General features: G+C 68.2%; 11 protein-coding genes. 4 read left to right on the top strand and 7 right to left on the bottom strand.

The genetic code is table 11. From position 1 onward, the window contains the following. Positions 1–151 precede the first annotated feature (151 nt). Positions 152–1,132 carry a LysR family transcriptional regulator gene (locus tag AC3WRI_RS25125; protein WP_058698582.1) on the top strand — a complete coding sequence of 327 codons (981 nt, stop codon included), beginning with the start codon at positions 152–154 and terminating at the stop codon, positions 1,130–1,132. Between the two features lie 66 nt (positions 1,133–1,198). Here AC3WRI_RS25125 and AC3WRI_RS25120 read toward each other — a convergent pair whose 3' ends face one another. Both AC3WRI_RS25120 and AC3WRI_RS25115 read right to left on the bottom strand, forming a co-directional pair. Then, the gene (locus tag AC3WRI_RS25120; RefSeq protein ID WP_492294281.1) at positions 1,199–1,444 is read right to left on the bottom strand and encodes a hypothetical protein; all 246 of its coding nucleotides are present in this window, start codon (positions 1,442–1,444) and stop codon (positions 1,199–1,201) included. 140 nt (positions 1,445–1,584) lie between these two features. Beyond that, positions 1,585–2,148 carry a YggT family protein gene (locus AC3WRI_RS25115; protein ID WP_010809803.1) on the bottom strand — a complete coding sequence of 188 codons (564 nt, stop codon included), beginning with the start codon at positions 2,146–2,148 and terminating at the stop codon, positions 1,585–1,587. A 237-nt stretch (positions 2,149–2,385) separates the two neighbouring features. Between AC3WRI_RS25115 and AC3WRI_RS25110 the strand changes: the two genes are divergently transcribed. Next, positions 2,386–2,844 carry a MarR family winged helix-turn-helix transcriptional regulator gene (locus tag AC3WRI_RS25110; RefSeq protein ID WP_010809804.1) on the top strand — a complete coding sequence of 153 codons (459 nt, stop codon included), beginning with the start codon at positions 2,386–2,388 and terminating at the stop codon, positions 2,842–2,844. A gap of 132 nt (positions 2,845–2,976) precedes the next feature. Beyond that, entirely contained in the window at positions 2,977–3,648 is a 672-nt protein-coding gene (locus AC3WRI_RS25105; RefSeq protein WP_010809805.1) for a glycine zipper 2TM domain-containing protein, read from the top strand. Here the strand turns inward: AC3WRI_RS25105 and AC3WRI_RS25100 are convergent. The 3 genes from AC3WRI_RS25100 to AC3WRI_RS25090 all read right to left on the bottom strand — a co-directional run bounded on the left by AC3WRI_RS25100 (position 3,645) and on the right by AC3WRI_RS25090 (position 6,825). Continuing rightward, entirely contained in the window at positions 3,645–5,186 is a 1,542-nt protein-coding gene (locus AC3WRI_RS25100; protein WP_010809806.1) for an acyl-CoA synthetase, read from the bottom strand. The two genes, AC3WRI_RS25105 and AC3WRI_RS25100, sit on opposite strands and share 4 nt — an antisense overlap. Before the next feature lie 126 nt (positions 5,187–5,312). Then, positions 5,313–6,023 carry a dienelactone hydrolase family protein gene (locus AC3WRI_RS25095; RefSeq protein ID WP_010809807.1) on the bottom strand — a complete coding sequence of 237 codons (711 nt, stop codon included), beginning with the start codon at positions 6,021–6,023 and terminating at the stop codon, positions 5,313–5,315. Positions 6,024–6,117: 94 nt separating this feature from the next. Further along, a complete protein-coding gene (locus tag AC3WRI_RS25090) occupies positions 6,118–6,825 on the bottom strand; it encodes a phospholipase D family nuclease (protein ID WP_492294279.1) in 708 nt (235 codons plus the stop codon). A gap of 234 nt (positions 6,826–7,059) precedes the next feature. On the opposite strand from AC3WRI_RS25090, the gene AC3WRI_RS25085 reads away from it, so the two are divergent. Further along, a complete protein-coding gene (locus tag AC3WRI_RS25085; RefSeq protein ID WP_010809809.1) occupies positions 7,060–7,266 on the top strand; it encodes a dodecin in 207 nt (68 codons plus the stop codon). Positions 7,267–7,443: 177 nt separating this feature from the next. On the opposite strand, the gene AC3WRI_RS25080 is transcribed toward AC3WRI_RS25085, so the two are convergent. After that, the gene (locus AC3WRI_RS25080) at positions 7,444–9,111 is read right to left on the bottom strand and encodes a ShlB/FhaC/HecB family hemolysin secretion/activation protein (RefSeq protein ID WP_492294277.1); all 1,668 of its coding nucleotides are present in this window, start codon (positions 9,109–9,111) and stop codon (positions 7,444–7,446) included. 183 nt (positions 9,112–9,294) lie between these two features. Then, positions 9,295–10,707, bottom strand: coding sequence for a collagen-like triple helix repeat-containing protein (locus AC3WRI_RS25075; RefSeq protein WP_037024324.1), 1,413 nt, complete (start codon positions 10,705–10,707; stop codon positions 9,295–9,297). Positions 10,708–10,807: the final 100 nt, after the last annotated feature.

Genomic DNA, 10,807 nt, shown 5'->3' with positions numbered 1-10,807 from the left:
GCGCTGGGGGGTGGGGGCGGCGGGGGCTAGGGCTGCTGGAACTGCGGGGGCTGAGGCGTCCGGTCCAGCGGGGACAGGCGTTTGTTGCATCGCTCAAGCATAATGTAGGCCTGCCGTCGGGAACTACAGCTTGTCAGGGAAACATTGTCCGGTGAACGAAACAATCCAATGGAATGATTGGGAGGCGTTCTGCTGCGTGGTCGAGCAGGGGACGTTCACGGCCGCGGCGGAGCAGCTGGACTGCCCCAAGTCGCGTGTCTCGGCCGCAGTGGCGCGGCTGGAAACCGCCATCGGCGCCAAGCTGCTGGAGCGCACCACGCGGCGCATGCGCCTCACGGATGCTGGCAAGGCGGTCTACCGCGATGTCGCCCCCTTGTTTGCGCGCCTGCGCGAGATCCGCCAGGAAACGCTGGCGCGTGAGGAGCGCGTACAGGGCGTACTGCGCATTGCCACACCCTATGAGTTCGGCGCCCAGCAACTGGGTGGCGTGATCTGCCGCACGCTGGCGGCGCATCCGGCGCTGGACGTGGCCGTGGAAATCACCCAGGGCCTGGTCGACCCGATCCGCGACGGGTTTGACGTGGCCTTCGTCGTCGTCGATACCGACCTGCCGGACTCCGGCACGGTGGCGCGCCGCATCTACCATGTCGAGCGCGGCCTGTTTGCCGCGCCGGCGCTGGCGGCCAGCCTGCCGGCGCAGTTGCGCCCGGAAGACCTGGCCAATATGCCGACGCTGACCACGCCCGGCGACACCGTCTGGGAATTCACCCGCGATGGCCAGACCGTGTCCGTGCCTATCCGTCCGCGCATGCAGACCCACAACGCCGAACTGCGGCTGCAGGGCGCGCTGGCGGGGCTGGGCATCGCCCGGCTGTCGGTCATTTATTGCGAGGCCGAGATCGCGCAGGGGCGGCTGGTGCGCGTGTTGCCTGACTACCCGCTGCCGCCGCTGCGCGTGTTCGCGCTGCTGCCGGACCGGCGGCTGCAGCCGCGCAAGGTGCGGGCCTTCATGGAAGCGATCGAATCGATGATGGTGTCCGAGCTGGAGCCCGAGGCGGGCCTGGACGGGGGGATGGGGGTGGAAGCAGCCGCGAGCGGGCAGGCTGAAGGAGAGGCCCGCACGGCGGGTTGAGGGCGCTGGCGGGCCGGGCCCGCCACGGCCGGGGCCGTGGCAACGGACAACGGAAAGGGCAGGAGCTCAGGCGCCGTCGGTGAATGCGTCGCGGCGGTCGGTGGTCCTGGCGCCGTCAGTGAACGGGTCGGCCTTGCCCAGCCTGGCGCCGTCCAGGAACGGATCGGCCTTGCCGGCGTGGGCGATGCTCCCGTCCAGGCGGGCGATGTCGGAAACGGGTTCGGAGGCGTGGGCAGCGGCCGCGGCAAACGACAGGCTGACGGCGCACAGCAGGGAAAGCGCCAGGCTGCGGCGTTGGGCGATGGTCTTCATGGTGTGTGGTCCTTCTCAGGCAGGGTGCGTGGCGGAAGCGCCACGATGCCTGCAATGTAGGACTTCACACGGGGCAGAAAAAGGGTCAATTCTCGACACACTGTCCAGGGCTCTGGACAATGTGCCGAGCCGCCGCTGGCTCAGTAGTGCATGCCGAAGATGCTGGCGCCCAGCCGCGCGATCACCATCAGCAGGATCTGCGCGATCACGAACAGTACCAGCGGCGAAACATCGAAGCCGCCCAGGCGCGGTACCACGCGCTGGATCGGGCGCAGCACCGGCGCGGTCAGGTGGTCGATGGCCGGGGTGATCGGCGAATGCGGGTTGACCCACGACAGGATCGCCATCAGCAGCGTGACCCACATTACCAGGCTGATCGTCCATTTCAGCACATAGAGCAGGGCGGTCAGCAGCATGGCCGGCAGGAAGCCGAGCAAGTCGATGCCGCTGAGCAGCGCGACCAGCACCAGGAACACCATCGCGGTCAGCCATGCGCCCACCACCGTGGCCCAGTCAATGCCGCCCACCCCGGGGATGACCCGGCGCAGCGGGCGCACCAGCCAGTCGGTGATCTGGAACACCCCCTGGGACACCGCATTGCGCGTAGGCAGCCGCGTGAGCTGCATCCACACGCGCAGCAACAGCGCCATGCCGAACAGGGTGAAGACGGTATCCAGCAGGAAGAGAGCGATTTCCGAGAACATCGGTGCGTTTTCCGGTGACGGGTGAAGGTGTCTGCAACCGCACAGATTCTGCCATAGCCTGACGCCGGCACGATGCAACCGTGCGCCGGGCACATGAGCTGGCGGACATGTTTGTGCTGGCGCCTCGGTGCGCGGCCCCTATAATTGCGTGCGCCCGGTTGCGGGACCGGCCGCGCACCCGTGGTATTGCGCGTGGTTCCTGCGCTTTCCTCCTCCTTTGCGCTTTTTCGCCACCTTATGCCCAGCAAGTCCGTCCCGTCCCGGAAATCCACATCGCTTACCAAGGCCGACTTCGAGGCGCTCTCGGATTTCCGCTACCAGTTGCGGCGTTTCCTGCGGTTTTCCGAAGATGCGGCGCGCGCGGAAGGGCTGACCGTGCAGCAGTACCTGCTGCTGTTGCATATCCGCGGCTGTGCCGACAAGGACTGGGCCTCGATCGGCGAACTGGCGGAACGGCTGCAGGCCAAGCAGCACGGCGTGGTGGCGCTGGTCAACCGCTGCGAGGCGGCGGGGCTGGTCAGGCGCCGGCTCAACCCCGAGGACCGCCGCGTGGTGCAGGTACACCTGCTGGCCAAGGGCGAGCGCTACCTGAACCGCCTGGCGATGCTGCACCGGACCGAGCTGGAATCGCTGCGCGGCGCTTTCCGCGTGGCCCGCATCACCCAGTTCAACGACGACGGCGCCGAGCGCGCCTGAGCCGCGGCAGGCCTGCACTGCCAGCCAGTTACAGGCAGTTACCAATCACAGGTTCCGGTGACACCCGCTGGCTGCCGGCGGCCCTAGACTCGCGCGCATTCCCCAACACGCGCAGAGCGCAGGAGTCCTGACATGTCCATCCCCCTTCGTTCGGTTGTGCTTGCGGTGCTTGGCGCCGGTGCGCTGGCCGGGTGTGCCACGCCGTATGGCTACGACAACGGGTATGGCGGAGGGTACGGCGGCAGCTACGGTGGCGGCTATAGCAGCAGCGGCTACGGCACCAGCGGCTATGGCGGCAGCACCACCATCAGCGGCTACCCGGCGCAGCAGGGCTACCCGCAGGGGTACCCGCAGCAAGGGTATCCGCAACAGGGGTATCCGCAGCAAGGCTATCCCCAGCAGCCGTATCCGCAGCAGTCATATCCGGACGGCAGCTACGGCAACAACTACGGCAACCAGGCTTACGGCGTGCGCTACGGCTGGGTCGAGGCGATCGAGGTGGTGCCCGGCCAGCCGCCTTCGACCAGCGGCGCGGGCGCCGTGGTCGGCGGCATCGTGGGCGGACTGCTGGGCCACCAGGTCGGCGGCGGCCGCGGCAATACCGTGGCCACCATCGGCGGCGCGGTTGCCGGCGCGGTGGCCGGCAACGAGGTCGAGAAGCGCACCGGATCCTCGGCCGCGGCTTACCGTGTGCGCGTGCGCACCAGCGACAACGCCTACCTGACGCTGACGCAGTCCAACGCCTACCAGATGCGCATCGGCGACCGCGTCAAGGTCGAGAACGGCGTAGCCGTGCCGTACTAAGTGCCGAACAGCTGCGCGTAGTCCTCGCGCAGCTGGCGCTTGAGCAGCTTGCCCGCCGTGTTGCGCGGCAGGTCCGCGACGAACACGATGCGCTTGGGCACCTTGAACGGTGCCAGTGCCTGGCGCGCATGGGCGATCAGCTCTTCCTCGGCGGCGTCTTCATGGCCGCGCTTGCGCACCACGCAGGCGGCCACTGCCTCGACCCACTTCGGGTGCGGCAGTGCGAACACCGCTGCCTCGGCCACCGCGCCGTGAGTGTACAGACACTCTTCCACCTCGCGGCTCGATACCAGCACGCCGCCTGAATTGATCACGTCCTTGATCCGGTCCACCACGTACAGGTAGCCCTCGGCATCCATATAGCCGAGATCGCCGGAATGGAACCAGCCGCCGGTGAAGGCTTCAGCGGTCAGTTCGGGCTTGTCCCAGTACTCCGTCAGCAGTTGCGGCGAGCGATGCACGATCTCGCCCAGCTCGCCGGGCGGCACGTCCTGCATGGTCTCGTCGACGATACGGGTCTCGACGTTCAGTACCGGCCGGCCGGCGGAGGCGGGGCGCCCGGCGTGTTCGTCGGGGCCCAGCACCGTGGCCAGCGGCCCGATCTCGCTCTGGCCGTAGCAGTTGTAGAAACGCAGTGCCGGCAGCTTCTGCTGCAGCTCAAGCAGCACCGGCACCGGCATGATCGAGGCCCCGTAGTAGGCCTTGGTCAGCGACCCCAGCCGCGCCGGATCGAAGTCCGCATGGCGCAGCAGCGCGATCCACACCGTGGGCGGCGCAAAGAAGCTGGTGATGCCCTCGGCGTGGATGGTGCGCAGGCAATAGCCGGCCTCGGGGCTGTCGGCGATCAGCGTGGTGCCGCCGCACAGCAGCAGCGGCATCAGGAAGACATGCATCTGCGCCGAGTGGTACAGGGGCAGCGCGGCCAGCGAGTAGTCCGATTCGCGGATATCGCAGGCGGCAATGGTGCTGACGTATTCGGCCAGCAGCGCGCGATGGGTCAGCACGGCACCCTTGGGGGCCGAGGTGGTGCCCGAGGTGTACAGGATCTGCGCAGGCGTGGTGTCGGTGAGCGAATCGGACACCGGTGCCGCGGGGCCGCTGGCGGCGGCTGCCAGTACATCGCGCACCTTGCCGCCGTGCAGCGTGCCGCTGACCTTGCAGGGCAGGCCCTCGACGCGGTCGGCCAGCGCCGGATCGGCAAAGATTGCGCTGGCGCCCGACTGCGTGACGATGTACTCGGCCTCCGCGCGCGTCATCGAGAAATTGACCGGCACATGGATCAGGCCGCTGCGCAGGCAGGCCAGCCACAGCAGCACATAGGCGTCTGAGTTCTTGCCGAAGGCGGCCACGCGGTCGCCGGGGCGCAGGCCCCATTGCGCCAGCGCGCCGGCCACGCGGGCCGCGGCCTGATCCAGTTGGCGATAGGTCCAGGCCCGTTCGCCGAAGCGGATCGCGGTCTTGCCCGGGCTGCGCCGCACGGCGCGGGCAATGGCGTCGGGAATGGTGTTGCGCAGGGCGCGCTGCTGCTCTGACTGCATGGTGTGGTCTCCATTGTTATGGTGGGTCCAGCAAGTCTTGAAGCCAAGCGCCGAGGATAAAGGCTGCCGCCCGGCCATGGCAAGGCGGCAGCGTCTCGGGGTGGGACTACAGCGCGTCGGGGTGGACTACAGCGCTTCCGACAGGAACACCAGCGCGCGCCCGTGGGCCAGCGCGGCGCTGGGCTGGTGGTAGGAGCCGCGCGCCCAGCAGTTGAAGCCGTGGTCCGCACCCTGGTAGACGTAGATCTCGCTGCCGGGTTTGCCGGCCATGGCGTCGCGCACGCCTTGCACGGCCTCTGGCGGGATGTGCGCGTCGAGCGCGCCGTAGTGGAACTGCACCGGCACACGAATGTTCGCCGCCTCTTGCAGCTGGTTCTGGATGCCGCCGCCGTAGTAGGGCACGGCCGCATCCACCAGCCCGCGCGCCGCGCTCAGGTACGACAGCAGGCCGCCGAAGCAATAGCCCACCGCCGCCACCTTGCCGGCGCCGGTGTGCTGGCGCAGCACCTGCACCGTGGCGGCGATATCGTCCAGCGCGGCGGTGACATCCACCGCCTTGCGCAGCGCCATGCCGCGCGCCATGTCGTCGCCTTCGTAGCCCAGTTGCACGCGTGGCGCCTGGCGCCAGAACACGTCCGGCGCCAGCACCGCATAGCCGTCGGCGGCGTACTGGTCCGCCACGGCGCGGATATGCTCGTTGACGCCGAAGATCTCCTGCAGCAGCACAATGCCCGGCGCGCCGGGCTGCACGCCTGCCGGCGGCAGGCTCAGGTAGGCATCGAAGCTGCCCGCGGCGGTGTCAACGCGGATCCACTGGCTGTCGGGGATGGCTGTCATGGGGAAAGGCTCTCCGGAAGGGGGCTGAACAGGAAAGCTGCAAGTTTGCCACTGCGCGCCGCTTCGTGCAGGGCAGGGCGCCCTGCTGCTGCCGTCAGTACGCGCGCGACTGCTGGTAGCGCTTGTTCCAGTTGTCGGTGTAGGCCCTGACCACGGCGGCGTCGCCGCGGATCAGCATGCCGTTCTCGGCGTTGCGCTCCTGCGCCGACTTGGTGAAGTTGAACGATCCGGTGAAGACTGCCTGGTCGTCGAACACCATCACCTTGTTGTGCGCAATCGCGGGTTTGTTGTCGATCACCACCGGCACGCCGGCATGCTTGAGGTAAGTGGCACTGGTATAGCGTTCGGCCTGCTGGCTCTTGTCCAGGATCACGCGCACGTCCACGCCGCGCCGGTGCGCCTGTGCCACGGCCTCGGCAATCGGTGCGCTGGTGAACGAATAGGCCTGGATCAGCAGGCGATGGCGCGTGCTCCGGATGGCATTGATCAGCAGCGCCTGGCAACTCGCGCCATCGGGCACGAAGCACAGCGTGTAGCCGCTGCCATCGGCAAACGGCTTGGCCGGCACCGGCTTCGCATCCGGCGGCTGGGCCGGCTTGCCGGTGCGCGCGGGAAAGTGGTTGGCGACGGCCTCGTTGAAGGTCTCGCTGATGCTGTTGGCGATGGTGTCGGTCACCTGGTCGAAGGTGGAAGCCGAGCGGGCGTGCGCCAGTAGCGCGAAGGGACTGAACGAGGTGAAGGCCGACACGGCGGCGGCCAGGCCCAGGCCCAGCACGGCCCGGCGAATGAATCTGTAAGTCACGGCGGATCTTTGCGTCGGTGAATGACGGCATGCGCGCGCCGCGCGCCGCATGCTGTCGGGGCGGGTTCGCAGCGTAGCAGCCGCATACGCCACTGGCAAAGCGTGATTGTGTAACAGGATCTGCGGCCGGCTATCCGGTGCAGCATCGCTGCACCGCCGCTGCCCTTGGGACTATCCGCACCCGCGCCTATGATGGATGGAACCCCCGCGGGTCCGCCCGCCAAGGAGAGGGATATGAGCAACCATACCTACAAGCTGGTCGAGATCGTCGGATCTTCACCCGATGGCTGCGACCAGGCCATCCAGAGCGCCATTGCCAAGGCCGGTGAAACCATCAAGAACATCGACTGGTTCGAAGTGGTGGAAACGCGCGGCCACATCACGAACGGCAAGATCGCGCACTACCAGGTCACGCTGAAGATCGGTTTCCGCGTGAGCTGAGTGCGGCGCCGCGCTTGCGCGGCGGAATTGCGCGACGGCACGGGCTGCGCTGCCTGTGCGGATTGGTGCGCGTGCTCGCTCCAGATGCAGCCTTCGGGATAAGAAAATCGGCCGACGCGAGACTGCCGTCGGCCGGGTGCAGGGAAACCTGGTGTCGTCAGCCCAAACGCGACCAGCTCAATCGAACTGGTACGAATAAGTCATGTTGATCCGCGGCGACCGACGGCTTGCATTGGTCGGCTTGTCACCTACCGGTTGTGCCACCGACAGATCCAGCGTGTAGTAGCGCCGGTCCGAGAAGCGCGCGCCAATGGCTACCGATGACAGGCTGCGGTGCGACAGCGACACGCTGTTGGAAAACACGCGCGCCACGTCGGCCGACACATAGGGCTGGATGGTGCGCAGGTAGGTCATGTCGGGCAGGAACAGGCGGCTGATTTCCGCCGAGGCCCCCCAGCCCTTGTCGCCCGCCACTTCGCCGGCGGGATAGCCCAGCCCGAAGAAGCGTCCGCCGAAGCTGATCTGCTCGCCCGAGGCCAGGCGGTCGCCGCTGTACTGGCCCGCCGCGGCCACGGTGAGGCCGAAGCCCGCCGGCAGGTCTTTCGACTGCGACAGCAGCAGCCGCGTGCGGAAGAAGCTCAGGTCGTTGGTGTTGTTCTGGCGGCTCGCACCCAGCGCATCGAAACCCTTGTACAGGCCGAGCGTGGCGTTGCGGCTCACGCCTTCGCCGCGCTGAACGTAGGTCAGCTCCGCGGTGCCCACGCGCACGTTGGTGCCCAGCGTCACGCGCGTGCCGGTGGCGGTGTGGGTGTACCGCTCGAACTGGTCGGCGCCGTAGAAGCCGCCGGTCAGCGTGAGCGTATGCGCGTTGGACAGCAGCAGCGGATAGCTGAGCGAGCCGCCGATGCGCTTGGTGTCGTTGACGTAGCGCGGGTTGAACCCGATCGCCTCCAGCGTGGCGTTCTGCGGCACGCCTCGGTAGTGCGAGGCATTGAGCCGCGCGATCATGCCCTCGGTGCCGAGCGGCTGCGCGTAGCTGGCGGCGTAGTACTCCTCGTTGTCGCGGCCCTTGGGGAACAGTGCCGACACCGAGATCTGCTCGCCCAGCGGCGTCAGGCTGTTGCTGGTCGCGGTGGCAATGGCGCGCAGGCCTGGCGACATGTATTCGATGCCGGTGCCGAAGGTGAACGGCTTGCGCTTGACGTCGAGCACCATCTCGCAGGCGCCGTCGGTGGTGGTCGGCGGCTGCACCGTGGCCGCCACCTGCAGCCCGGGCTGCAGGGCCAGTGCATTGACGTAGTGTTCGAAGCGGTCCTGGCGTAGCGGGCGGTCCTGCTGCAGCTTCTCGGCAATGGCGCGCAGCCGGCCCTCTGCCGGGCCCGCCTTGCCTGTGACCGTCACCTTGGCCACATAGCCCTCGACCACGGTGATCAGCACATCGCCGTTGGCAAAGTCCTGCGCCGGCACGAAGGCAAACGAGAGCGGATAGCCGCGGTCCTTGTACATCTGCGTCACCGTGTTGGCCGCTTCCAGCAACTGCGCCACCGTGATCTCGCGATTGGCCAGCGGCTTGAACTGCGCGGCTACCTCCTCGAACGGCAGCGTCTTCGCGCCTTCGATGCGAAAGCGGCGCGGTGTCAGGCGTGTATTGAGCAGGTCCTGCATGGCCGCCTGCGGCCGTTCGACCTGCACGGTCACGCTGCTGTCGGGCCGGGCCGGAGCAATCTTCGGGAGCGTCTGGGTTGGGTCGCCCTGGACCGGGCTGCGCGGATCGGCCTGGGCCAGGCCGTGATGGAACGCGCCGACGCTGACCAGCAGCGCGGCAACGCGATGACGTGCACGCATGGCAAAACCCCTGTAAGGAAATACTGCGGCTATTGACGTCGCGTGCCACTGGCGCGGGGATTGCCGCTACCCCCGTGCGCCTGCTGTCCGATGCCGCCGGTTCAGCGCGTGGCCGCTACGTTGAATCTGGTGTGCTCCGCTGCCCGCGATCAGGCGATCGCCAGGGCAGAGGCTGAGGCTGGATTACTTCTGGCCGAGCGCGCCGGTCAGGCCGCCCAGCAGGCCGCCAACCAGGCCGCCGATGGCGCCGGTGGCGCTGGTGGTCGAAGTCTTGCTGGTGGTGCTGCCCGCGGTGGAGGTGGCGCCGCCGGTCACGGCGGCCACAACACTGGTGACGGGGGCCAGCGGGCTGGTGGTGCCAGTGCCCGCCGCGGCGCCGGTGACGCCGCCTACCACGCCATTCACCACGCCGCTGACCGCGGTGGTGACCGGTACTGGCGGCGAACCTGTGCCGCCGCCGGTGGCACTGCCAAGGCCGCCAGTGATGGAGCTGACCAGGCTGGTGACAGGCGCCAGCGGCGAACCCGTGCCGCCAGCGCCTGCACCGCCAGTCAGCCCCCCGGCCAGCGCAGTCACCGGTGCCAGTACTGGGCTCAGCGCGCCCAGGCCGCCGCCGCTGGCGGGCCCGTTCGCTGCGCCGCCCAGCGATGCCACGGTCGTGCCGGTGGCGTTCACCACGCCGCCGACGCCCGAGATCACCGGCGTGTTGGTCTGTTGCAGCGTGGTGCCGGCCGTCGCGAGCGCACCGCCCACGGCCGCCAGCAGGCTGGTGGTCGGTGCGCCCAGGCCCGTGGCCGCGCCGAGCGTCTGTGCGGCGCCGGTCAGCTGCGAGGTGATCGGCACGATCAGCTTGCTGGTGGTGGTGGTCACCTGCTCGACCGCGCCGGTCGACAGCACCGTGGTCAGCGTTTCGCCAGTGCCGCTCACCGTTTTGCCCAACTCGTTCACCACCGTGCCCAGCGGCGAGGTCAGCGGCGCCAGTGGCGCGAGCTGGCCGGTGCCAAGGCCACTGACGGCGGTACCGGTGCTGGATAAGGTCTTGCCAAGTTCGGTGACCACGTTGCCGGTGCTGGCTACCGTGGTGCCTACCGGATTATCCGAGTTCGGCATGCTGCCCAGGCCCGATTGCAGGCCCGTGGCCAGTGCCCCGATGGCATCGCCGGCGGAGGCTACGGCGTCGCCCAGGCCGGTTTGTGTCTGGGTCGGCACCAGCGGCAGGTTGCTGCTGCCGAGCTTGTCGCCAAGATCGCTGACCGTCTTGCCGGTACTGTCGAGCACCTTGCCAGTATTGTTGATGACCTCGGCGGTCGGGGTCCGTGCGGTGGGCGTTTCGCCGCCGCCGGTATTGCCGCCATTGTTATCGCCAGTGCCACCCGTGCCGCCGCCCGTGCCACCGGTACCACCGCTGGCCACGTCGGTGCTGCCGCCGGAGCCGCCCATGCCGCCAGTGCCATCGGTACCCGTAGTCTTGGCGCCGCCATTGGTGCCCGCCGTGTCGCTGGTGCCCATGGAGGTCGATCCGCTGCCGCTGGCGCAGCCACCCAGGGCCAGCAAGGTTGCGAGGAGTGCCGTTACGGCGAGTTGTTGTTTGCGCATGTTCTGTTCCCTCATTCCCGTCGTTTAAATCGCTCGGCCGCGCATCGCGTTCGTTTTCTGCGTGCGGCGGTGACGGATATGGCGCAATCGGTATGCCAGC

Source organism: Cupriavidus sp. FW305-27 (assembly GCF_058787995.1).
Note: the sequence above shows the minus strand (reverse complement) of the source record. Positions and strands in the feature narration are given on the sequence as shown.